Consider the following 22,689-nt stretch of genomic DNA (forward strand, 5'->3'; position numbering starts at 1 on the left):
TGGCGCGAGGTCGCCACCTGCCCGCTGAAGTCCCAGATGGCCTTGTAGGCGTCGGGGAACTGGTCGGTGAGGAATCCCCCGCCGTTGTTCCGCGAGAAGATGCCGGTGTAGCCCCATCCCTGCCCTGCCAGAGGGCCTGAATCCTCCTGCGGGATCGGGCCGACATCCAGGATGTCCACGACGAGGAGGTCCCCGGGCTTCGCCCCTTCCACGGCGAAGGGGCCACTGAGTTTGTGGACGGTGAGCAGGGGCGCGTTCAGGATGTCGTCGGCGGAATCGTCATTGACGATGGCACCGTCGAACCACTCCCGGCAGTGGACCCTGAAGGAATCTCCGGGTTTCACGGTGGCCACTGGAGGGATCTCCGGGTGCCACCGGTTGTGTCCGATCTTCTCCTGGTCCTCGAACTTCCTGCTCGAATCGAGGGGGAATATCACGTCGGGCATTTCATCTCCTTTGATGCGCGGGGTCGCGCTCCTTGACTAGGGGCGCGGCAATTTCCGGTGAAGCGGATTCGACGAATAAATGGGGGCGGCTCCTTTGCCCGTGGACGGGAGGCTCCCGGAGACCACCCGGGGTTCCGACGCACTGCGCTCGGTCGACTCGATCAGCTGGAAGACCGCAGTGCCCGTCCTGGAGACATGAGGCGCACTGATCTTTCGCCGGGCCGGCTGCCCGCAGGTCGGGCAGGCATCCTCCGCGGGAGCCTTCCCCATGACCCGGATGATCTCGTACACCTCACATCGAGGGCAGCGATACTCATAAATCGGCATTCAGTGCACCTTCCCGATAGTGGACGATCAAGCAGGCGAGACCCCCACGTCCTGGCGCGTCGATGTTTTGCCGCGCGGAATGCCTCTCCTGCCAAGGAAAAACGCTGCGCCCAGGGCTGCGGCCGCTGCAACCGCTACCAGCAACGCCAGGCTGGTGTTCGTCTCGTACCTGCCCACGAGCAGGAAGAACGCAGGGATCGTGCCGGTCAGGTGGGCGACGAAGATCGTGAACCACCCGGTGGGGTACGTCAACGATTCCCTTCCTAGACCCAGCAGGAGGAAGAACAGCAGCCACAGGACGGCCCACGTCCACCAGATGACGCCGAAGACGGGATCCCCCACAAGGGTGAACTGGAGGGTGCCGATCACGACGGCACATACCGCGACAAACAGAGAGAACCACCCCAGGCCCTCACCGCTGATCCCGGTCATTTGGAGTAGCCCGACATACAGGTAGGTGAAACCGAAAAGATACAGGCCGGCGGCACCGAAGATCGTCGGGAGATCGTTGTCAGCCTGTATCAGAATGATCGTCGGAAAGACGACCTGCATCGTTCCGACAAAGAAGTTGAGGATTGCGGCCGATTTACCCGGGACCAGCCCGATGAGCATGAGGCCATTGATGAAAAGAACCGCTCCGACGTATAACAAACCAACACTGCTCATGTTCGCTCCATAGCGATACGAAGAGTGGGATATTGATACAAGGAGGCTATTTCCAGTTACAGCTGTTGCTGTCTCAGAAATAGCAATCGACATCAAAGAAATGCATCTGTGATGGTGATCGTAGTGCTGCCTGTCTTTGCTGTCAATGACTTCGGCCACCGAGAAGGACCACCGGGGTGCAGAGACGATCGACGGCGCCGTGGCTGGGCACTTTTGGTTCAGCGACCGCATATCGGCCCGCGGCATATTAAGCAGGCTGATGAATGGCGCGAGTCGCCGCTCGGATCACCAGCCGCAGCTTGTCCCAATCCGAAGGAGACGCCATGAGCACGAAGGTCGCGCCTACCTCGCAGGACTGGTTTCGCTACCCGTGGAGGAATGCAACCTCCTTGCCCACGCCATCAATGAACTCATTGATGAACAGTCCCCACCTCTCAGAGCCCCTCATCGAGGGCCCACACCGTGGGCCCTCAGCACCACCAGCACCGGCGAACGCGACGGAGCACCCGATGAACTTCTCACACAATGGCTCATGAACACCTCGACTGAGGAAACCCACCGACGGTCGAAACCATAGGACCAGACATCACCCCCGCGCATAACTGAACGCGCCCCTACAGGAGCGGTACGGAGCTGGAACTCACCCGCCGACTGTAGGTCGGTGCGAGTTGTCCGGTCACCGGTAGCGGCGGGCTGCTGATGCTTCGGGCTCAAAGACGCCGACCTGAACGCCGACGATGGGTGTGTACCAGTGATCCTCGATATCGGATCGTCCCCTCAGGCGCATCCTTATGAGAACGCGGATGCCTTCGGCAGAGATCCTCGTGGGTTCGCCCGCCCCGCTAGGACGTATCCCCTGACCTGGTAGATCGAATCCCTGAACGCACACCTTTGATTTGGCGTCCCAAGTGCCACTCTTGCGGCACCCAAAATCACCACGCCTACTGATCAAACCCAAGACAACGATGTCGTTACAGATGGGTCCGCGAACTGTAGCGATCCTTGCTGCGTCCGGGGAAGCTACCGAGGGCAAATCTCCCGCCACACCTCGTTATGCCAGGGCGCGGGCGACGTCGTAGCTTGCTGATTTGGTGAGGTTGTTCCGTGCCCGATCGTATCTGCGGGTGGTGCGGGGGTAGGGGGCGTGTCCCATACTGCCCTGGAGGGCGTGAAGAGATGTGCCGATGTCGCCTTCGCCCTCACCGCAGCGAGGACGATACTCTCCGGCCCGGTCTCGAGAAGCTCGCTGACCGGACCGGACACCTGCAGGTTCTCACCATCAGCCTCGTCGCCGCCACGGTCTTGCTCGCCGCCCAATCCTTCGCACCGAACCTGGTGACCTTCGCCCACTTGAGGTTTATAACCGGCGTAGCCCTCGGTGAAACCACCCCGACCGTCGTTGCAACCATTCCACGCCTCGTGCCCGACACCAGCGTCGGATTAGTTCTCGGCTACTACGGTGTCCGCCCAGTACCTCGGACAGGTCACCGGCACCGGCACCGGCGATCAAGTGAATAGGGTCCGTATGTCTCTTAGATCGAATTGCCGGGCAACAGCGATCGCGCTTTGCGGCCCGAGGTGTGGATCTGCGCCGGCCCGGAGCAGAGCGCTGACTATTCCCGCATCGCAGCGGAACGTCGCGGCTGCGAGTGCGGTCTGACCCATGTCATTTACCCGGCTGGTGTCCGCGCTTGCACTGAGGAGCGCTGATACCGTGTCTGCCCGTCGATTGTACGCCGCGAGGATGAGCAGTGTGTCGCCTCGAGAGTTCGTCAGGTTCACTGGGATACCCGAACTCACGAGACTCGTGAGCTCATCAGTGTGTCCCTCCCTTGCGAGCTCGAAAACCGAGTCCAGGAACTGCAGTTCAGCGTCGGTGAAGTCGGGCTTCGCTGTAGTTTCGTCCATCTTGCCCGCGCCCTCTCGCCCGAATCCATACCCTTGAACCTCCGCTAGTACGCCGCGAATGGCCCCGCAGGCGGTGCCCGCGTCACGAAGCTATAAACAAGCCAGGCTCCGCCGGCTGACACACAGCCGAACGTAACAGAACCCGCCACCATCGGATAGAAGTGGAACATAGAAACCGGTTCCGCTACAAAAATCAGCCACTTCTCGATACCGCCGACCGGGTCCGTAGGTCTCGTAGTAAATACGAATGAATACGGGACTGTCCTACTGTCCGCGTTGTTTGTGTCGCGCCCGGGCCACCGTGAAAAGCGTCTCGTGTGCTGTCTGACGGGCGACCGTCCACAGAACACGTGCGGCATCATGGTGCGGAATCGGCGCACCGTGTTCTCTGGACCGTATTCCCTGGGCCGTGTTCCCTGGGCCGTGTCCAAGAGCTATGTACTGTGAGCCGCGTTCGTGCGGGGATCGTTAGGCACCCAGGCCGTTCTCGCCCGTCCCACTACGACATCTCGTTCCCTCCCAGACTCAGATAGCGGTAAACCGTCGCACGACTGGCACCGATGATCTTTCCTACATCAGCCGGCGCGAGCCCCTGTGCCTTAAGTTCGCGGGCGCGTTTGACCTTGGAGTGGTCGGCCGTGACTTCCCGCCGACCAGCCTTCCGCCCGTGCTCCGCGGCTACGGCCATGCCTGCCCGTGTCCGCTCTGCGAGCTGGTCGCGCTCGAGCTGTGCGAACGCCGACATCACAGTGAGCATGGCCCGCCCCATCGGTCCGGTCGTACTGATGCCCTCAGTGACGCTACGGAAGTGCACTCCCCTGTGCTCGAGGTCATCGATGAGGGCCAACAAGTTGCGAGTGTTGCGTCCCAGCCGGTCGAGCTTCCAGACCACGACCTCGTCGCCGCTTCGTAGATGATCGAGGAGCTTGTCGAGCTCCGGGCGGCTGGTAGTCGTTCCGCTCACACCATGATCAGTGAAGATCTTGGTGCACCCAGCTGCAGAGAGCGCTGCACACTGTAGATCAGCGTTTTGCTCCAAGGTGCTGACCCTGGCGTACCCGATACTTCCCATCCCAACGCTCCTTGCGCTCATCAAGGGCTCTATTCTGCTTTGTTGAGAATAGCGGACGTGAGACACATTGCTGAGACATCCCGGGCGGGCGGACTTCCCCGCAGGTACTGGAGCACACCACCCAGCCGCCCGGCTACCTCAACCGTCCGGTCAAAGGATCCTTTGACTGGACCGGCAGTGGGCAATCGGCGACGCGCGTAGACGCATCTCGGGCCGGTAGCAAAACCCGCCACAGTCACTGCAACCTGCCGACGATGCTTCGCACGCGGCATGTGCAACACCTTCGAGCCCGCCTGCCTGTTGCACAACCGAGTGGTGCTCAACGGGTCGTTTATGCACGCCCGGCGTTGCGTCCATTGAACTGGACTTCGACCTCCGCTTGTTGGCAACTGTGATCATTTCGGTACATGCCGTAAGCCTTCTGGTGATGTTGCAGCCGGAGAGTGGGTGCATGGCAAACATGGGGGTTCAGAAGGCACGTCCGGCGCATTGGCTGAAAGATCATCGGGGGGCCCTGCCGTCCGTCGCTGCGGTGCTCGCCGTGGCCGCGCTCTGGGTCGTCGGAGCGATTGGCGGGATCGGCTTCATGGCCGATGCAAGCTCACCGATGGCCATGTTGACCGGACTATACGTCGGCCTTGCCGCCGTAGCGGTCTCCATCATCATCGCGACGCTGGCACTCAACGATCTTGCCGGCCGCTACTACCGAACCCGATCACGTCGGTAACGCGAAGCTGATGCCACGTATGCGACGTTTATCAGCCGTGTCGATCGCCGGACTACTCACTGGTCTCCTGATCACTGAATGCACTGCGGGGGGTCTGGAAATCGAGAACCCACCTAACCCCGCTCCCACTGTCACGGGGATCCCAGACCCTGTTACGGGTACCTACACCGGAACGCACACCATCGAGCTCGGCGAACCACCCGAGAACGCCACACACATCGACGCCCAGTTGACGTGCCTGAGCGCCGGTACTCTCACCTTGGAGAACGGCTTCGAGGTGAATTGCCAATCCACGTCAGGCAGCACCACCGCTCAGTCCTCATACAAACTCGCACCAAGGCAGCGCTCGATTACCGTGACCGCGGTCGAGCCCACCACGAAGTACACAGTCATCGCCGTCTACCAAGACGGCCCATCCGTCCGCTAACTCTGCGTTTATCGTCCAAAGGGTCGTTTTTGCCACCCCCTCTACGGCTGGTTCATCTGGCAGAACCATCGCAAGATCGTGTTGCAGTTAGGGCACCATCACCGGGCATTTTCTCGGGCGGGGTATACGGGGAATGGCGCCGATCAAGCGCAAGTAGGTGAAGCCGGCCAGCGCCGCAACCATTACTAGCGTCGCGGTGGGCGACCGGCTTACGGGCAAAGAAGTGATCTCGAATTTCCGCCTCCAGAGTCCTAGGGAACCGGCCATCGGCTACATTTCCGGGTGTGCCAAGCCAGCTCTACCGACCTGAGGTCCGATGCGCCACTCATCGCCGAAGTCACCAGCGCTCGGCACGGTAGCGTTCTAGTGTCTCGAGAACCTGGCTCTGCCCTGAGTTTGAACTACCTAGAGAATTGAGTTCCTGCTATGTCACACAACGCCCTAGTACTTCAGGTTCTTGTGTCTAGCCCAAGTGACCTCCCTCCTGCACACAAGGACACAGTGCTCCGAGCAGTGAGGGTTTGGAACAGCAGCCAAGGCCGCATCTTCGGCGTTCACTTCAGCACGACTGACTGGAAGGAAGGCGGCAGTCCAGCCTTCGGCTCGTATGCTCAGGACGTGTTGAATGAGCAGATCGTCGATGACTCAGATCTCGGGCTCGTGATTTTCACCGATCGACTTGGAAGCCCCACTCCTGACCACCCGTCGGGGACAGCCGAAGAGATTGATCGGTTGCGAGATGGGGGGAAGGAGGTGGCGGTGATACTCAACAACTGTCAACGTCCTCCCATTTCGGGAACAGAAGCTCTTGAACAGAGAGCGGCGCTCGATCTCTACCTGAAGGAAGTGCGCCGCGAAGCCTTCGTTGCGGAGTACGACAGTACTGAACGCCTGAGTGAGGTCGCCGGCGGGCTCCTGACTCGCGTCGCGACGAAGTATCGACGTGAAGCAGACGCGGGCCTCACTCAGAGTACGGTCAACACGGGTCGTGATATAGCTTCCGTTGAAGCGACTCCGTCGCTTGGCGTTTGGCCCAGAGTCGAAGTTTCGGACCTGCCAGAGACAGACTCTAAGGGGCGACTTAAAACCAAACGTCGCTGGTCGCTGGTTCTTGAGAGCAATTTGGATCAGCCGGTGACTGATGTGTCGTTTCGGTATGAGAACGGAAACGGACAACTGGAAGAAGACTTCGATTTATTCGCTTCTCGAGCAGAGACGATCGCGATTCTTCCGCCCAAAGGACAGACTAGATTCCCACTTTTGCAATCGATGGGTTCTCCTGGGTCAGCGATGTGTGTAGTCAGCTGGACTGATCCGACAGGAAAACAGCAAACAACTAGAGCAACCGTTCGCACACATTAGGTTGCTAACCCAGCGTTCACCGACCGATCCCGCAGCGGGATCCTCAGTGGGACCACGGAGACATGCTGGGGTGTTGTCCTCGGTAGGCTCGGGGATGACGCTAGGCAAGGTGGCAGCATGACTGACGAGATTCAGGTCCGGCAGTGTGTCGACGGCGACTTGGCCGCATTGGAAGCGACCGAGCCGCCCGGAGCGGGCATCGCCCGCAATCTCCTGAAACACCAAGCTGCCGGCACCGTTGTCTACGTAGCAGCCTGGCGCGAACACCAGCCAGCCGGAACCGTCGTGCTGGATCTCGTTTCCGATCACACTCCAGAGCTCAAGCACCTCTTTGTGCAGCAGTCCGCTCGAGGCGCAGGCATAGGGACAGCCCTGTGCGCCTGGACCGAGTCTTACGCCGAGAAGTCGGGATTTAACAAGCTCTACCTCAGCGTCGGCGCCGAGAACGACGGTGCCCGCCGGCTCTATAAGCGCTTGGGTTTCACTCCTTTAGGACGATCAACAACGACGACCTACCAGTACGTCGACGATGACGGACGAAAGCAGTGGGCGACCGAGACTGACGAAGTCTTTGAAAAAGCACTCACCGATTGAGCTCCTTTGCTGCGCGGCACAGGGGTGTGCGGCTGAGGATGGCTATGCGTGACTCGTTGGACCTTGTCCTCTGGATGTTCGGCCTGAGATACCAGAGGCGGTGGACCCAATGCTTGGAGTATGTTCGGTCGCTTACGTCGTGTGTCGGAGGACTCCACTAAACCCGCCCTGCCTATCGACGTAGCTCCCTGGCAGGGCGGGGATCTTCGAGCCGAATGGTCTCCGCTGCCTGCCGGGCGCAAGGGCAACCTGAAGCCAGGAGTCCTCCTCACCGCTGGAGGCGTGTCCGGTCAGATGCACGTGAGCGACCTCGTCGACCTGGTCAATCACCGGATCGGTATCGCGGAGTCAACCAACTCGGGCCCCTTTGTCTTCCTGTGCTGGCCCGAGTCGGCGTCTCCTACGTCAATCGCGTGGGAGTCCACGAAGGATCTACCGGCCAAATTGCTGGCACTCCTTGCCGAACCCATGGACAGCGGCGCAGCCGCCGTGCTCACCGGGCCCGAGCTTGCTGACTTTTCGGCATGGATTACGGCCCTTCCCCGCTAACCGCAACCCGCTGAGCAATTGGGTCTTCATAATCGAGGGCGTAGTGGGCCTGAGCTGTGAATTATCAGGGTGTCGTGGGCACGTGGCTTGGTGTTGAGTTCTCTCGGATATGGACTCAAACACGGTGCCTACGGATGTACGTTTGGTGATCGGCATACGGACGCCGTTTCGGCGTACGCCCTCCGCTTAGGATGCGGTGATGAGCTCCTTGAACGTCCTGACGTTCCGTCCGCAGGATCCTGACTTTGTCGCTTCGGTGCTCAGCCACAGATCCCGCCACTCAAGACGTCGAGAGAGCAAGCGGTTAGACATCCTCATTGATGGCCGGCCTTTGCGATTGTGGTGGCGGGACTGGGAACAACCGGAGTATGACTTCGATGTACCCGTACCGCCCCTAGTCACTCGCCTCTCTCGATCATCGGTGCGGGAAGCTCGGATCCAGCTAGGGCAGCTCCGTGGGTCAAGTCTCGGAGGTAAACCCATGACCGCTGAGCTGTTCTATTGCGGGGAATGTTTCGACGTATCGGACGGAATCCTCGGCGTGCAGGTCAGTCGGGGCCAAAGCACAGTGACGTGGCAGAAGTTTGGGTGGATTGATGAGTCCGACGGCATCACCGAGGATGCTCTAATCACCAACGCACCACCCATCACCTTCGATGCTGCCGCGTACGACCGCGCCCTAGATGATGCTCAAACCGCCCTCGCCAGCTTCTTCCGCCGCAGTCGGGAAAGACAAACAGCTCAGGCATGAACTGTCCGATCGGGATCGGTCTACGGGACAAGTTCGTCGTTGGTAGTCGAAGGTAGTGAAGTTCGAGCGGTTAGGTTCTCAGATGCGCCTCGAAGATCATGAGTCTTTCCGAGGCAGCACCTGTGAATGGTGTTCCGGTCCAATCGCTCCATACCCGCAGAACCGTGAGGCCGGCACAGTTCAAGTCCGCAGTGATTTGGTCGACTGTCCGGAACTGAAGACGCTGCTCGACGTCCACCTCGTGGTTTGCGTCTATGAACTCGTTGTGACAGCGCATGGTGATCACGCCGTCGGGGTCGGGATCCGAGGTTGTCGTGCTCTCGCGCAGCAGACCGGCGGCGGTGTTTCGTTTTGATCCTGGGTCGTTCCACTCAGTCCAGGCTTGCGCTAGCGGATTGCGTGTTTCGAAGGCCAGCAAGCCTCCCGACTTCAAACCGTGGGCAATGTCCTTCAACGTGATGTGCCAGTCATCCCCGAGGATGTGCATCGCAACTTTCCCCGTCATGATGATCAGGTCATTTCTGTTGGTGTCGAGCAAGCGTGACGTGCCTAAACGCCATTCCACCGAATCACCTGCTGGTCGAGAAGAGGCGCGCGCTAGCATCGCGGCTGCAGGGTCGATGCCGATAACCGTTCGTCCACGGTCCGCCAGTGTGACCGTGAGGATGCCCGTTCCGCACCCTAGGTCGGTGATGTGAGCTGCGTTGAGACTTGCTGCCAGCTCCCGGTAGTAGTCATGATCAGAGCCGTCCGGATAGTCGCCGTCATAAATCGCGGCCAAAAATCGTCGTTGTATTCGTCGTAGTCGATGCTGGCCTTTGTCGCTCGGTCCTCGCTACTCATCAGAAGGGGGCACCGCGGTATGCCCTAAACGTTCGGCTATCGAGACGCTTTGGTGGCGGATCGCTCACTGCTCGGTGAGGGCTTGGCGTAGGCGCTGACTGATCGGTTGTATCTGGGGAGGGTTGGCTCAACGGCCTCGATCGCGATGCGGAGTGCCTCATCGCGGCGTCCGGCGCTATGCAGGGCGAGTGCGAGGAAGACCTTCGGCGCCGCACCGGTGCTGGGATGCTCGCCTGCTTCGCGGAGCAGTGCGATCGCCTCATCGATCCGGCCGAGGTTCCGCAGGGTCGAGGCGTGCTGCACGATCATCTGCGCAGCCCGGTCGGAGTCGAAGGCATCGAGACCGGCTACCGTCGCGGCGGTGTAGTGAATATCTGCCTCCGCTTCGTGACCGGCGGAGTCGAAAGCGCCGCCGAGCTCGAATGCGCCGATGGCGGGGTGCGGGGCTGCACCGACGAGGTCCCGTATGCGGTCGATCCGATGCTCGTCGTCGATCGTTTCATCAGCCCAGACTTCGGCGACGCGCTGCTCCCGGGTCTCGGCGTTCATTCGTTCACTATATTGCTCACCAACGCAGCGCTCGGTAAACGATGGTTCACCGGACGTGGCCGGCGGATGCCATGAGGCGTTCGACAGCATCAGCTAGTTCTGAAAGCGGTCGGCGTCCGTCGAGCTCAAGAGTTGCACCCTGTCGAAGCAGCGGTTCGACGTCGAGGACCTGCTGGCGGATCACGGACTGCTCTGTCTCTCCGTTGCCGTAGGGATTGTTGGTACGAATGGATACGCGCTCGATAAGCACTTCCACCGGTGCGCTGAGGAGTACGACGGCCTCGAAACGGTCATAAAAGCGTCCCTGGTTCTCGACAGTTCCCGAGACGACTACGGACGAGTTCGAAGCGAGGTACGCGGCCATGCGAGTTTCGTCCCATGCGCCGTCTACAAGCACCCAGCCGTCATAGTCGGTGTCGAGCGTCTGGTAGCCCCGCCGGGATAGCTCGCCCAGCAGCATTGTCTTTCCCGTGCCCGACATACCGGTAACCAAGACTCGAGACATGAGCTCAGCCTAACGACACAACAGTTGTTCGGAGAGGGATCCTTTTCAGGACAGCAGCATCACCGAACGAGTATGTTTGCCTGAATTTTGGTCCATCCTTCGTCCTCGAGGTCGTCGGTGGCATAACCATCGGTGACCAGTGCCATATCGCTGGGTCCTATTGCGGTAGTGCCGGAATGAGTAGTTACAACAAGTCCTGGTTTCGTACCGCATCCGCTCATGTATGCGCTCTCTCCCTGATCGCTCGTCCGGATCACGCAGAAACCATCATCCTTGCTCCGTGCGAGGAAATAGGTGAATCCCTCGCTTTGAACAGCTTCACGGACGGTGCTGACGTCGAGGTCCTCCGTGTAGACGTACTCAGGCAACTGAACGTCTAGCACGGCGTCCCGCTCCAATGCGGCTATGTCATCGCTGCCACCACACGCGCTAAGCCCCAGAGCCAAGCCTGCTAGAACTGCCACCATCCCTAAGCGTTCACGCTGCACAGTGTCCCCCTTCATCGACTGTATGAGGGGATGCTATTCCATGCCCGCATGAAAGCTTCTGATTCCCAGTAACGTCGCCGCTCATTGGAGTTGTTACAGGCCCTCCCCTCGTCTTGCTGAACGATCGTTCAACGGGCACTCAGTGGGATCGCAGCCGCGACACGCCTCCGGCTTCCACTTGACGTTGACCCACGAATGATGGATTAGATGGCACCGGCTATCTCTTGAAGTGCCCGTATGTGTGCGTCGAAAGCTGCCCTTCCGGGCTGGGACAGTGACAGCCACATCACCCGGCGCGCATCACTTCGATCGATCGACGCCGTTTTATCGGAAATGATGTATCCCGCCAGGACCAACGTCTTCACGTGCTTCGACAGTGTGGCGTCTGAGACCTCCAACGCGGTCCGGAGAACCGCGAAATCAAGTCGCTGGACGGGGCGAAGGAGTCCGCAAATTCGCAGACGAAGCGGCGCGTGTATGACTTCGTCGAAGTGCGCCTCATCCACGGCGGAGTTTCTGAGCTGCGGAACGGTAGGCCACGAAAGCCAGCCATGTGGTGAGAGCGAACGCCATGATGCTGGTGACGCTGACGGCCCAATGCAGGCCGAAGGACACCAAGCCGAGAGAGATGCTAAACAACGCCAGGCAGCCGACAACAATGCCGGCCAGGGCCAGTCCGGCCTGCAATCCCATGCTCTTGAATCGGACGCCGGTTTCCCTTCGGATCAAGTAAATGATCACGAACACAATGGCCAGGACGAGCCCGCCTACCGCTGGCGGTTCGTAGTCCTCGCCGGGGGTTGTTGTGGCAGTTGCGCTGACCCACCACGCAGCTACTGCTCCGAAGCCTGCAAGGAGCACCCAGGGGACCTGAATGCCTGCCGCGAGTCGGTCACGGTCTGCAGCAAGCCCTTCCAGCGCGTGGATAGCTTCGTCGCGTGAGGGTCCTTCTGGGTTAGTTTCCATGATGGAAAGACTAAGGGTTTGTTTCCGTTGCGGCAAGCGACTTGGTGATCCCACCCCGACACTTACTGGCTCTATCAGCCCGACGTTGTCATGAGATATGGCCTGGTGTCCGTATAGCGATCCTTCTACGTGTCGTCTCATGAAAGGGTGGAGTCATGCTCACAGATTTCGTCAAAGCCTGGAACCAGGGACAGAACGTCGACCTCTACGAAATAGAGAACGACGCTATCGACCATGAGGAAACCCTTTGGCAGGCACTTCGCACTGCTGCTCCATGGGACGAAAAGGACCTTCTCGACCTGGGGTGCGGCACCGGCTACTGGCTACCGCGATACGCCAAAACCACGCGCGCGCTGTACGGAGTAGAACCCGATACCACCCTGCTCGAAGCGGCAACACAACGGACGGCCGACGCTACAGTCCTGCACGGGTCCGCTGAACACATCCCCCTCGACGACTCATCCGTCGACGTCGTCCACGCCCGCTTCGCTTACTTTTTCCCCTCCCCCACCAACGACTGCTCCGCAGGACTACGTGAAGCACTCCGAGTCCTCCGCCCCGGCGGCTCACTGGTCGTCATCGACAACGACCAAAAGGACGGCGACTTTGCCGACCTGCTGCGCGCCGGCAACACCGAAGTGCATCAAGGCCCGGGCGACTTCATTCTGCGATGGTGGCAGGATCAAGGAGCCACCACCCAGCAGGTTATGAGCAGCTGGACCTTCAACTCCCCCGAGGACCTGGCGAAGGTTGTCGCCATGGAATTCCCCAACAACACGGCCAACACCTGGCTCGATGCTCACACACAAGAAAACACACTCTCGTACGGCTATCTTCTGCACACCATCAGCAAGGCGGCCTGAAGCCAAAGGTGCTCCCCCGCGCCGAGCGCCCCATGAGCCATCCCTCAGAGTGCGGCATTTTCTATACCAGCGGCCATGATGAGTGACCGCAGGTATGGAAGATGGCTGGTCCCGTCCTCAGGAGGACTCAGGGACCATATTTTGGAGCTATGGATACAGCCCGTTCAGCTCTAGGTCGCTTCGGTATACCCGCAGTAGGCATCGTCTTCGCTGCTCTTTTCCTGGTACCGGATGTACTGGCAGGCGGTCAACTTCCGATCCCCGCGATCTTGTCGGTACTTCTTCTGGGTGGAGCCATTGCGGCCGCGGGCCGGTTTCCTCGCGCCAGCATGTCGGTTGCCCTCGCCTTGGTGGTCATTCAGATCGGGTTCCCTTTCGCGCTGTCCATGGCGAGGGACTGGCCGATCTACACGGGGCCGGCAATCGTCGTCTTCTTCGTCGCATTGAATGCCTCCCCGCACGTGCGACTGCAGGGGCTGGGATGCGCGCTTTTGCTCACGCTAGCTGCGACCCTTCTCTTCGGTACGAGAATGCAACAAGCTGCCCGGCAGTTTGCGGTCATGGTGGAAGCTAGCAGTCCGGCCGAAGCGGACGCATCCTTATGGCTGTACCTAGGCATCGAGTTCTCCGTCCTGATGGTCGGCGCTTGGCTTCTCGGCTTCGGTATCAGAATGACTATCGAGAGATTCCGCCTCATCCGGGAGAGGTCAGCTGCGGCGGAAACCATCAGGCACGCGGAATTGAAGCTCGTGGTGGCAGGAGAACGGACTCGCATCGCACGTGACCTTCACGATGTCCTCGCGCACTCACTGGCCGTCATCGCCGCGCAGGCTGATGGCACCAGGTACCTGAGCAACGATCAGCCACCGGTGGTTGCAGCAGCGCTGAAGAATATCTCGGGTGCGGCCCGTTCTGCACTCATCGACGCCCAGCGCGTCATCGAGAACTTGTCCCACGATGCGGAAAACGGGCCCGGACTCGCCGAAATTGATGGTCTGATCGCCCAGATGCGTCAGGGCCACCTCACGATCGAACGAACCGACCAGGGCACCCGTCAGTCGCTGACGTCGGACCAGGAACTTGCGGTGTACCGAGTGGTACAGGAATCCCTGACCAATGCACTCAAACATGCTGGCCTCGGAAGCACGGCAACGATTCGCTTCAACTGGGACGGGCCAGGACTCACGCTGCACATCACCTCCACACCCTCAGTCCAGGCGAACGTGCAACGGGACCGGCCGGCGCCGGGTGGGCGGGGTATCAGTGGGCTCCGTGACCGAGTCGAAGCAAGCGGAGGCTGGCTCACCGCCGAGCCCGATGAGGAAGCTTTCATCACCACCGCCTTTATCCCTTACACCGACCAAAACCCCGCCTCATCAGGACCCAACACGTCCGGGGCCACTCATGGATGAAACGTCAGACCCGAGCACGATCAGCGTCGGCATCGTCGATGATCAGACCCTTTTCCGGTCCGGTCTCGGGATGCTCATCGAGTCACAGAACGATCTGTATGTTGCTGGAGAAGCCGGGGACGGAAACAAAGCCATAGCACTCGCGAAAAGCGCCCGTCCGGACATCCTTCTGATGGATGTACGCATGCCCGTACTCAATGGAGTGCAAGCAACCAAAGAGATCCTCGGGCAGTGGACCGAAGACCTTGGGGACCCTCCTCGGATCATCGCACTCACCACCTACAACCAGGACCAAGCCGTGATCCACGCCATCCAAGCCGGTGCCAGTGGATTTCTCCTCAAAAGCGCTGAGCCCGAATTCCTCCTGGCAGCCATCCGAACTGTCCACCGAGGACAGGCCGTCGTCGCAGCAGGAGACACCCACCGCCTCTTCCAGACTCAGCAGCCAGCAACACCACGTCCGAACACGGCCGTGCTCGACGTCCTCTCCGCCCGCGAAGTCGAAGTTTTCATTCTCGCTGCGAAGGGGCTGAGTAACAGCGACATCGGGCACAGCCTCTTCGTCGCCGAAGGAACCGTTAAAGGACACGTCCGCAACATCCTGGCGAAGCTCGAACTGCGCACCCGCATCCAGCTCGTAGCTCTGGCCTACGAGAACCACCTGCTCGGCGTCAACTCCTATGACCCCACGACAGGAAGTAAATCCGCAGGTGCACGCTGACGGATGGGCCTGCGGACCTAGCTACGTAGTTGCTGAGTGCTTAGAAGTTAAGGTTCTGCGCTTCGGTGGTTCCGTCTGTATAGGTCACGATTACAGGCAGGCCGGCGTCAGCTGTGGTGGTGAATTCGTCGCCAGGCAACCAGAAGGCGAAGTGTCCTTCAGAGACCGTTGCGATGACCTCGTCTCCTTCGATGCTCATGTAGGTGATGCCGGTGACGTCGGAGCCGGCCTGTCCTGATGCCATGGAGAGCGGACCATCGTCGGAAACCTGTCCTACACCGAGCTGTGTCGCTTTCAGGGCGCGGGGAGCGAGATCGGCGGCGATTGGGCGGCCGGATGATCCGATCATGTTTCCGCCGCGGATAAGGGCGGAAGCGTCGGTGATGCAGGTAGCTTCGTAGCCGTCAGCGCCTGTCAGGATGACGGTGACCCAGGCTCCCCGTCGCTCGGCGATGGCGACCTCGATCGTGTTGGCCACGTCATCTCCGAGGTCTCTCGCGGACCGGCATTCAACATCCGCCTCTTCCAGGTCAGACCCGGTCAAAGGGGTAGGCGAGGCAGTCCATGTTGCAAAGGCTGGGTCTCCAGCGGTCAGAGCAGGAACGACGAGAAGGGCAGTGGTTGCAGCGGCTACCAATCCACCGATAACGATGCCGCGGTGCCCACGAAATACTCGGGACGTCGGCCGCTGGATCACCTTGGGTGGCGCGGAAGGTACGTTGTGCCGGGAACCTGTGGGTTTCTGAGCGACGATGCGCTCGAGGTCCGTCCGGGCTCTGTGCGCGTTGGCCGGCGGTGCATCGTGGGCTGCGTCCATGCTCTTGAGCAGTGCGTGGGTGTGATGGTGGTGGGGCGTCATGATGTGGCCGTCCTTTCAGATATTGGTGCGCTAGGACCAGCAGAAGCGGGAAGATGATCCAGGAGCAGCCGTAGCGCCCTTCGGGCACGGCTGAGACGGATGCGGAATGCTACCGGGGAGATGCCGAGTACCGCGGCTGCATGTGGTGCCGCTAGATCCTCAAAGATGGATAAGCCAAGGGCCTCCTGATGTACCTCGGGCAGGCAATGCCATGCCCGGTTCAGGTCGACGCGGCTGGCTACCGAGTCATCATGCGAGTCCACGTAATGGGTGTCGGTGATGCTCGCCAGCCTGACGCCGAGCGCTTGATGGCGCTGCTCACTCCGGTAGGCGTTGAGCAAGATGTTGCGCGCAACCCCGAAAACCCACGCTCGGGCATCATCCGTGCCTTGCGGGACGTCGTCGAAACGACGCCACACAACGACGAACACCTCGGCGGTGACGTCCTCAGCCAGACTGACGTCAGAGCGTCGCTGCACAAACCGGAGAACATCGGGGTACACCGCTTCGTACAGTGTCCGGAATGCTTTCGCCCGTTCAGAGGGCGGTGAAGAATCACTCATACCTATACCTGTCCGACACCAGCCCAAGTGTGTCGCACAACCACGACTAAATTCCTGCAGGCCCGACCCTGAGCAAGACGCGCCCCCACCGATTGCCGTCACAACCAACCCTGAGTCCCGGTCAGGGATTGACTTACGTGCAGTCCCAGACAGCACGATGCGGATTTAGCACTGCGACGCTAGCCCCAGTAGAAACTGGTCGCAGGTCGACTGTCACAACTTCTCACTCCGAGACACTTACTGGGTGGAGGTGTGAAGTGAACACACGCGATACGAAGACGTTGGTAACCACCGACGAAGACATGGTCAGACGACTAGTCCGTGGAGATGACAGGGCTTTCTCCGCCCTGTTCGACAAGTACTCAACGACGGTCTACCGCTACGCCTGGGGGTTAGCTGACTCCCGTAACGAGGTACCCGACATCGTGCAGGAGACGTTCCTGCTCCTGTGGCGACGCCGCAAAGACGTCCGCATGGCGGAGCAGTCAGTCCTTCCCTGGCTCCTGCTGTGTTGCCGGAACACCGCCTACAACATCAACAGGACTCGTCGCCGCACCGATGCTGACGAGCTCGCCGACCCCTCCCCGGGGTCCTCTGCCTGGCATCGTCGCGCAGACCACGACCGGGCCGTGGAAGAACTGGCATGGATCCTCGAGGTAATCGCCGCGCTACCCGAAGTCGACAGGAAGCTGTGCGAACTATGCCTCGTTGAGGGGCGCAGCTACGACGAAGCCGCCACCTCCTTGGGCATCAGCCAGCCAGCTGCCCGTAAACGCATCGAACGAGCTCGCCGCAAACTGCGTGCCAGCACCACAACCGACCTCACCGCATAAGGAGACCACCGTGCCTATCACCTACGAACCACCCACCAACCGGCACATCGCCGAAGAACTCGCACCCGTTCGGGCATCACTACTGCGCCAGGTCGCTCGCCGGCGAACGTTCAAACGAGCGTCCATCTCAGCTGCGGTTCTAGCGGCCCTGTCTGTAGGAGGCGTTTCCGTGGCCATCGGAGAAGACCCGAGCTACTACGCCAAAGCCGAGTACATGACCAACCCGCAGTACGTCGAACAGTTCGCGGACTGCATGACCGCCCACGGCTGGGAACCCCTCCCAGGCAACGGCACCGACATACCGAACGACTTCCCTACGGTGCACTTCGTTCTCCGCCCGGAAGACACTTACGCCCAGGGCGAGGACGCTCAAGCCTGCCGGGCAAGCATCGCCGAAATAGTGGGAGAACCCATCGACGAGCCGTGCGGGCCGGCGTGGTACCCATGTGACCCTACCGAGCCGCGAGTTCGTCCCAACAACTGAAGCGTCGGGGACATTACGCTCGTAACCAAGCTCCAGCAGACCCGCGTTACTGAAACGCCCCTCCAGCTGGCGGTGCGGAAGTCCAACGAACGGGAACTTCCGTACGGCCGTCCACTCCTGCTCTTAGAGCAAGGGACTCACTTTTTACCGACGACTCACTGACCGCACGGTCAAGGATCCCTCACCGCACTTCTCTGGCTGATCTAAGCTCCAGTGATGCGGCTTATCGCCAGTCCTAAACTGACTCCTTGACTACACGGGGGATTGTTCGGTTCTAGGATGACGAGGAAGGCTGGGGGGTCATTGACTCTCCAGCCACACCCGGAGGGAGCTGGACCCACTTCAGCTGCGTTTCAGTCGCCGGCTATCGAACACTAACTCCAGGTAGCGCCGTCTACTTCGAGTGGGAGTCCGTAGATCAAGATGGCTATGCCTACAGGACAGTGGAGGCACGAAGCGCCGTAACTGACTAGCCGGTCGAGCCGACCGCAGCTGACCGTAGGGGGATTGGCTACCGGACGGCCAGTCCCGCGGCGATGATGAGGTGCATGTCGCCTACACGGAGTAGCAACGCCAACCCCGGGGCCATTGCTGCCGGTCGACGTCATTCGATCGACGTCCGCACCGATGGGACCGTGGTGTCCGCCGGTGACTCGCGCGCAGAGGAGTGCCAAGTGCAGGCATGGGAACGCGCCGTCGCAGTCGCGGCCGGGAATGTCCACACGGCACCGAATACGGGACGTTCCCATACCGTCGCACTCACCGCGGACGGCACACTCCTTGCGACCGGGTGGAATGGCGACGGTCAGTGCAGCGTCGACTCTTGGACAGAGGTTACCGCTGTCACCGCAGGGTGGCGGCGAACACTCGCAGTCCTGGCGGATAGCACTGCGCGAGCCGCGGGCCGCCGAAATGAGGGAGCATGCGACATCGAGTTTTGGACCAACCTTCTCGGGGTCGCCGCGGGCGACTGGCACTCGATCGGACTCAGGAGGGACGGGACTGTCCTGGCCGTCGGCAACAACCGCCGCGGCCAGTGTGACGTCAGCGGGTGGACAGGTATTCGAGCTGTCGCCGCGGGCTATCTCCACACGGTTGCCTTGACTGAGCACGGAAGGGTCCTCGGTGTGGGTGACCACACAGCAGGGATCAACGACCTCGCTCGTTGGAGAGACGTGGTCTCGATCGCGGCGGGCAGTCACCACACAGTCGGTGTGACGGCCGAGGGGCGTGTGCTTGCTGCCGGCGACAACTCGCGAGGCCAGTGCAACGTCAGTGCTTGGCGCGATGTTGTCCAGGTCTCCGCTGGCTCCCTGCACACGCTTGCGGTGTGCGCCGACGGGAGCGTTCTCGCTTCGGGAAGCAACGACACCGGCCAATGCGACATTGCCGATTGGTCCCTGACGGACTCATCTAGTCCGTCTCGATAGACGATCCTCGACTGGCGATCGAAAGTTCTTCGATCCGAGCTGCGCAAGATGCTCGGGCTATGGATGGATCTGCACCAGAAACCCGGTTGTTCTGCCCCGTGTCATCACACCAATCGACGCCGTAGGGGTATGCCTCAACGGCCGCCAGCCCGGGCGCCGCTCCCTGCGGAACCTCGAACGAGTACTTGAAGCCGCCCGCGTCATTCATGGGTGCAGTCGTGCGAAGGAGAGTTATGCCTTCCGAATCAGTGACCGTCACTTGAACCTTGGCGTTCTCTCCATAACGCGGATTACAATCCGAGTCCTGAGCCTGAACCAAGACCGTGTCACCTGTCTCCACAGTCGAAGGACTCACTGAGTAGTCGGGCGGCATGCAGGGTGGGGCCCCCCAAGGAGCAGGACTACACCCAGCTAGTGAGGCCATTACTCCTGTCGCACTTGCAGTGAGCATCGCCAGGAGTCGCCAGCCATGGGCATGATGGGGGTCTTGGGTTCGAGCCTTCATCTCCTCATTGTGAAGATGCTCGCACCGCGTTCCCTTTGATCGAGAGAACTGTCGTCAGATTGTTGCTGACCAGGCCGGAGCAGTTCGAAGAAGGATCCCTCAGCAAAATACGTCTGCTGCGCTAACGTGGCGCTCAGGTTTGGTTGGCGTCGGGAGTCATGGTCAATGACCCTCTGTCATTCGAGATAGTGAGGGTTTCTTCGTCCCAGACGTAGTTCAAAGGCAGCTCGGTCAACTCATGAACCCATCGGTCGTAGTCCCCATGCGGTGGCTCGCAGAAGATGGCATTTACCGCCATCTTCGACTGATCAAGGGTGATCTGTTCGTCAGTAACTTTGACTACTGCCTGGAACCCGCCGCATGGCGTAGCGACGATAACCACCTGGTTGCCGTCGCGGTCCGTGATCCACCATCTGACAGGGTTGTCGGAAAGCCAGGGAATGTCCCCGGACACATCCGTGCCAGAGACGGTCGTGAATCGGATGTCGTGCATGGCGGACTCCTTGGGCGTTGAGCAACTGGTCGTGACGAGAACACCAACTACCAGCACGATCACTCCCAGGATCCGCCGCGAGGTAGGCACAGCTCATTTGAGCACATTGGTTACTGGAGCTCCATGGTTCCGGCGACGCCGGCTACTGAACCTGCACCCTCCGACTGCAATCTCTCCCGATGACCGCTGATGGATCGTCTATCGGGCCCGCTGCGCAGGAAGGGGCAGTCTGACTCTCCCGCTCGTGTCTGCTTTTTAGTTGGCGATACTGTTGCGTCGTGACGAACAGCTATGACCAAGGCGATCTGAACATTTACGGCGCCGAAGATGACTTCGAGATGGACGCCATCCTCGATGCGATAGACAAGGCGACCTCGTCGACAACGCTCGATTCCGCTGAGCCTGCGGGCAAGGACTGGAATCGGCTCCTTACGGCGCCGAGACGTGCTGCAAGTGGCCTGACCCGCGCGGATCTGCCGAATGAGCCGGGGGTTTACCTGTGGTCGCGTGGTGGGACGCCGCAGTATGTCGGTACGGCGACGAGTCTGCAGAAGCGGCTCTCGACGCACCTTGGCGGAGGTGTGAGCCTCGCGGGATCTTCGTTGCGTCGGAACGTATGTGAGCTGCTGTTTCAGATCCCGCCCAATGTCACGGGCAATCCGACCCGGCAAAAGGTGACGACTGGGCAGGCAACAGCAATTCGGAGCTGGCTGCTGGCCTGTGACGTCTCCTGGCTCGGAGCGCATACTGAGCGGGACGCTGCCGCGTTGGAGGCTCGGCTTCGGCATGTATTCCGGCCGCCGTTGAACCGGGTGTAGCGTTCAAGCTACGGACAGCGAGGCCACCACGGCCATTCGCGCCTATCGGGCGATACCGCATCGCTTTCTGTAAGTCGCGATCACCCCAACCTGACAGACTCAGGTGATGGACCTCCCCCAGATAGCTGATCGGTGGCCTGCTGTCGCCCCAGCCTTCGGGAACGTGACGCTACGAGCCTTCCGCCCCGAAGACGCCAGCATGGCGGTCGACCTATCCCGCGATCCCTACGTCCCTGCGACGGGGACCCTGTCCCTCAATGCGACAGCTGACCAGGCACAGGAGTGGATACGGCGACAGCAGACCCGTCATACAGAGGGCACCGGTTTCTCATTTGCTGTCGTTGACAACACCGAAGGACACTGCGTCGGATTCACCGGTTTGTGGGTGCGCGAGCTGCCCGCCGGCCGCGCTCAAATTGGCTACGGCATAGCCCCATCCTTCAGGGGCCGTGGTCTTGCCTCTGATGCACTGTGCGCTGTCACGTCTTTCACGTGGACGCTGCCCGAGCTGTATCGCACCGAGCTTTACATCGAGCCGTGGAACACGGCGTCCATCGGCACAGCGGAACGCGCCGGGTATCTCCGCGAGGGGCTGCTCCGGTCCTACCAAGAGATTTCCGGCCAACGCCGTGACATGCTGCTGTACTCCATTGTGCGCGACTGACACCCGGATAGCACCCAACGTTCAAGCGCAGGCGATGATCAGCAGTGACGCGCTGAGGGATCCCGCTGAGGGACCCCCGTTGGTACGTAGCGTTCAGTCGAACTTCACGAAAGCTCGGATGGATCCTCCAGCGAATTCGTCTGCCTGCGTGTAGCCCAGGGCTTCGTAGAACGCCTTTTGCTTTGGCTCGTCGTCAGTGATGAGGACCTTCTGCCGCACGTGTGGGTACTGTTCGAGGGCTCGCTCAGCGAGAGCACGTCCTAAGCCCCTCCTGTGGTGTGAGGGCCGGACGAGGATGTCCTGGAGGTAGCAAATCGAAGCACCATCGGAGATCACGCGTGCCAGGCCGACAAGCATCTGACCGTCGCGGGCAGCCACGAGTGTCGACGATCCTTTGAGTGCTTTTTGTAGGCTGCCCGGATCTTTGGTGTAGGCAAACCATTCCACCGCGTTGTAGAGCGTGAGAACGTCGCTCAGCGCTAGATCCTGAGCATTCACTACCTCGATCGTGGTCATGGTCCATCGGAACACAGCGCAGGCTCTCGTCTGCACTCGAGGTCTCGCGTGTCCGCTCGAGGATCGGCGTACGGACGCCGTTTCGGCGTACGCCCTCCGCTTAGGATGCGGTGATGAGCTCCTTGAACGTCCTGACGTTCCGTCCGCAGGATCCTGACTTTGTCGCTTCGGTGCTCAGCCACAGATCCCGCCACTCAAGACGTCGAGAGAGCAAGCGGTTAGACATCCTCATTGATGGCCGGCCTTTGCGATTGTGGTGGCGGGACTGGGAACAACCGGAGTATGACTTCGATGTACCCGTACCGCCCCTAGTCACTCGCCTCTCTCGATCATCGGTGCGGGAAGCTC

At 60.5% G+C, this 22,689-nt stretch carries 29 protein-coding genes; 14 read left to right on the forward strand and 15 right to left on the reverse strand.

Annotated features, from left to right (window positions below):
- The 5 genes from CXQ97_RS05435 to CXQ97_RS05455 form a co-directional block, all read right to left on the reverse strand.
- On the reverse strand, positions 1–446 hold a 446-nt coding region (locus tag CXQ97_RS05435; protein ID WP_181034982.1), incomplete at its 3' end, for an acetamidase/formamidase family protein.
- A 36-nt stretch (positions 447–482) separates the two neighbouring features.
- Positions 483–773, reverse strand: a complete 291-nt coding sequence (locus tag CXQ97_RS05440; protein WP_104179795.1) for an FmdB family zinc ribbon protein — start codon at positions 771–773, stop codon at positions 483–485.
- A 27-nt stretch (positions 774–800) separates the two neighbouring features.
- Positions 801–1,439 carry an AmiS/UreI family transporter gene (locus CXQ97_RS05445; RefSeq protein WP_104179796.1) on the reverse strand — a complete coding sequence of 213 codons (639 nt, stop codon included), beginning with the start codon at positions 1,437–1,439 and terminating at the stop codon, positions 801–803.
- Between the two features lie 1,506 nt (positions 1,440–2,945).
- Complete coding sequence (locus CXQ97_RS05450; RefSeq protein WP_104179797.1) at positions 2,946–3,347, reverse strand: ankyrin repeat domain-containing protein; 402 nt, start codon at positions 3,345–3,347, stop codon at positions 2,946–2,948.
- A 499-nt stretch (positions 3,348–3,846) separates the two neighbouring features.
- Positions 3,847–4,419, reverse strand: a complete 573-nt coding sequence (locus tag CXQ97_RS05455) for a recombinase family protein (RefSeq protein ID WP_104179798.1) — start codon at positions 4,417–4,419, stop codon at positions 3,847–3,849.
- A 451-nt stretch (positions 4,420–4,870) separates the two neighbouring features.
- Here CXQ97_RS05455 and CXQ97_RS05460 point away from each other — a divergent pair, with 451 nt between their 5' ends.
- From CXQ97_RS05460 to CXQ97_RS05475, 5 genes are all read left to right on the forward strand, one after another.
- Positions 4,871–5,146, forward strand: a complete 276-nt coding sequence (locus tag CXQ97_RS05460) for a hypothetical protein (RefSeq protein WP_146069574.1) — start codon at positions 4,871–4,873, stop codon at positions 5,144–5,146.
- Positions 5,147–6,086: 940 nt separating this feature from the next.
- The gene (locus CXQ97_RS19380) at positions 6,087–6,935 is read left to right on the forward strand and encodes a hypothetical protein (RefSeq protein WP_146069575.1); all 849 of its coding nucleotides are present in this window, start codon (positions 6,087–6,089) and stop codon (positions 6,933–6,935) included.
- Between the two features lie 117 nt (positions 6,936–7,052).
- On the forward strand, positions 7,053–7,529 hold the full coding sequence (locus CXQ97_RS05465) for a GNAT family N-acetyltransferase (RefSeq protein WP_104179800.1): 477 nt from the start codon (positions 7,053–7,055) through the stop codon (positions 7,527–7,529).
- Positions 7,530–7,829: 300 nt separating this feature from the next.
- The gene (locus tag CXQ97_RS19755) at positions 7,830–8,078 is read left to right on the forward strand and encodes a hypothetical protein (RefSeq protein ID WP_181034983.1); all 249 of its coding nucleotides are present in this window, start codon (positions 7,830–7,832) and stop codon (positions 8,076–8,078) included.
- A gap of 481 nt (positions 8,079–8,559) precedes the next feature.
- Positions 8,560–8,829 (forward strand): hypothetical protein, encoded by a 270-nt coding sequence (locus CXQ97_RS05475; RefSeq protein ID WP_104179802.1) that lies wholly within the window; start codon positions 8,560–8,562, stop codon positions 8,827–8,829.
- Positions 8,830–8,899: 70 nt separating this feature from the next.
- Here the strand turns inward: CXQ97_RS05475 and CXQ97_RS05480 are convergent, their stop codons facing one another.
- The 6 genes from CXQ97_RS05480 to CXQ97_RS05505 form a co-directional block, all read right to left on the reverse strand.
- The gene (locus CXQ97_RS05480; protein ID WP_181034984.1) at positions 8,900–9,610 is read right to left on the reverse strand and encodes a bifunctional 2-polyprenyl-6-hydroxyphenol methylase/3-demethylubiquinol 3-O-methyltransferase UbiG; all 711 of its coding nucleotides are present in this window, start codon (positions 9,608–9,610) and stop codon (positions 8,900–8,902) included.
- 98 nt (positions 9,611–9,708) lie between these two features.
- The gene (locus CXQ97_RS05485) at positions 9,709–10,311 is read right to left on the reverse strand and encodes a tetratricopeptide repeat protein (RefSeq protein WP_258062308.1); all 603 of its coding nucleotides are present in this window, start codon (positions 10,309–10,311) and stop codon (positions 9,709–9,711) included.
- Entirely contained in the window at positions 10,268–10,726 is a 459-nt protein-coding gene (locus CXQ97_RS05490) for an AAA family ATPase (protein WP_104179805.1), read from the reverse strand. Before CXQ97_RS05490 ends, CXQ97_RS05485 begins: the two co-directional genes overlap by 44 nt.
- A 59-nt stretch (positions 10,727–10,785) precedes the next feature.
- Entirely contained in the window at positions 10,786–11,214 is a 429-nt protein-coding gene (locus tag CXQ97_RS05495) for a hypothetical protein (RefSeq protein WP_146069576.1), read from the reverse strand.
- A gap of 203 nt (positions 11,215–11,417) precedes the next feature.
- Positions 11,418–11,720: a transcriptional regulator gene (locus CXQ97_RS05500; RefSeq protein WP_104179807.1), complete on the reverse strand. Its 303-nt coding sequence runs from the start codon at positions 11,718–11,720 to the stop codon at positions 11,418–11,420.
- A complete protein-coding gene (locus tag CXQ97_RS05505; protein ID WP_104179808.1) occupies positions 11,713–12,180 on the reverse strand; it encodes a hypothetical protein in 468 nt (155 codons plus the stop codon). Before CXQ97_RS05505 ends, CXQ97_RS05500 begins: the two co-directional genes overlap by 8 nt.
- 155 nt (positions 12,181–12,335) lie before the next feature.
- Between CXQ97_RS05505 and CXQ97_RS05510 the strand changes: the two genes are divergently transcribed.
- The 3 genes from CXQ97_RS05510 to CXQ97_RS05520 all read left to right on the forward strand — a co-directional run bounded on the left by CXQ97_RS05510 (position 12,336) and on the right by CXQ97_RS05520 (position 15,176).
- Positions 12,336–13,043 carry a class I SAM-dependent methyltransferase gene (locus CXQ97_RS05510; RefSeq protein ID WP_104179809.1) on the forward strand — a complete coding sequence of 236 codons (708 nt, stop codon included), beginning with the start codon at positions 12,336–12,338 and terminating at the stop codon, positions 13,041–13,043.
- A gap of 149 nt (positions 13,044–13,192) precedes the next feature.
- Positions 13,193–14,455, forward strand: a complete 1,263-nt coding sequence (locus CXQ97_RS05515; RefSeq protein ID WP_181034985.1) for a sensor histidine kinase — start codon at positions 13,193–13,195, stop codon at positions 14,453–14,455.
- The gene (locus CXQ97_RS05520; RefSeq protein WP_104179811.1) at positions 14,448–15,176 is read left to right on the forward strand and encodes a response regulator transcription factor; all 729 of its coding nucleotides are present in this window, start codon (positions 14,448–14,450) and stop codon (positions 15,174–15,176) included. The genes CXQ97_RS05515 and CXQ97_RS05520 overlap by 8 nt, the downstream gene beginning before the upstream one ends.
- A 40-nt stretch (positions 15,177–15,216) precedes the next feature.
- Here CXQ97_RS05520 and CXQ97_RS05525 read toward each other — a convergent pair whose 3' ends face one another.
- Positions 15,217–15,654, reverse strand: a complete 438-nt coding sequence (locus tag CXQ97_RS05525) for a hypothetical protein (RefSeq protein WP_104179812.1) — start codon at positions 15,652–15,654, stop codon at positions 15,217–15,219.
- A 377-nt stretch (positions 15,655–16,031) separates the two neighbouring features.
- Complete coding sequence (locus tag CXQ97_RS05530; RefSeq protein ID WP_104179813.1) at positions 16,032–16,598, reverse strand: RNA polymerase sigma factor; 567 nt, start codon at positions 16,596–16,598, stop codon at positions 16,032–16,034.
- A gap of 257 nt (positions 16,599–16,855) precedes the next feature.
- Here CXQ97_RS05530 and CXQ97_RS05535 point away from each other — a divergent pair, with 257 nt between their 5' ends.
- The 3 genes from CXQ97_RS05535 (at position 16,856) to CXQ97_RS05550 (ending at position 19,345) form a co-directional block, all read left to right on the forward strand.
- Positions 16,856–17,431 (forward strand): RNA polymerase sigma factor, encoded by a 576-nt coding sequence (locus CXQ97_RS05535; RefSeq protein WP_258062310.1) that lies wholly within the window; start codon positions 16,856–16,858, stop codon positions 17,429–17,431.
- Between the two features lie 10 nt (positions 17,432–17,441).
- Entirely contained in the window at positions 17,442–17,915 is a 474-nt protein-coding gene (locus CXQ97_RS05540; protein WP_146069577.1) for a hypothetical protein, read from the forward strand.
- 548 nt (positions 17,916–18,463) lie between these two features.
- Entirely contained in the window at positions 18,464–19,345 is an 882-nt protein-coding gene (locus CXQ97_RS05550; RefSeq protein WP_219815379.1) for a chromosome condensation regulator, read from the forward strand.
- A gap of 638 nt (positions 19,346–19,983) precedes the next feature.
- On the opposite strand, the gene CXQ97_RS05560 is transcribed toward CXQ97_RS05550, so the two are convergent.
- The gene (locus CXQ97_RS05560; protein WP_104179816.1) at positions 19,984–20,343 is read right to left on the reverse strand and encodes a hypothetical protein; all 360 of its coding nucleotides are present in this window, start codon (positions 20,341–20,343) and stop codon (positions 19,984–19,986) included.
- A gap of 278 nt (positions 20,344–20,621) precedes the next feature.
- Here CXQ97_RS05560 and CXQ97_RS19385 point away from each other — a divergent pair, with 278 nt between their 5' ends.
- Both CXQ97_RS19385 and CXQ97_RS05565 read left to right on the forward strand, forming a co-directional pair.
- Positions 20,622–21,161, forward strand: a complete 540-nt coding sequence (locus tag CXQ97_RS19385; protein ID WP_146069578.1) for a GIY-YIG nuclease family protein — start codon at positions 20,622–20,624, stop codon at positions 21,159–21,161.
- A gap of 106 nt (positions 21,162–21,267) precedes the next feature.
- Complete coding sequence (locus CXQ97_RS05565; RefSeq protein WP_104179817.1) at positions 21,268–21,825, forward strand: GNAT family N-acetyltransferase; 558 nt, start codon at positions 21,268–21,270, stop codon at positions 21,823–21,825.
- Between the two features lie 93 nt (positions 21,826–21,918).
- Here the strand turns inward: CXQ97_RS05565 and CXQ97_RS05570 are convergent, their stop codons facing one another.
- Positions 21,919–22,341 carry a GNAT family N-acetyltransferase gene (locus tag CXQ97_RS05570; protein ID WP_104179818.1) on the reverse strand — a complete coding sequence of 141 codons (423 nt, stop codon included), beginning with the start codon at positions 22,339–22,341 and terminating at the stop codon, positions 21,919–21,921.
- Between the two features lie 113 nt (positions 22,342–22,454).
- Here CXQ97_RS05570 and CXQ97_RS20060 point away from each other — a divergent pair.
- A partial coding sequence (locus tag CXQ97_RS20060) for a hypothetical protein (RefSeq protein ID WP_219815380.1) occupies positions 22,455–22,689 on the forward strand: 235 nt, incomplete at its 3' end.

The organism is Arthrobacter sp. B0490, from assembly GCF_002929355.1.
Taxonomy (GTDB): Bacteria; Actinomycetota; Actinomycetes; order Actinomycetales; family Micrococcaceae; genus Arthrobacter_D.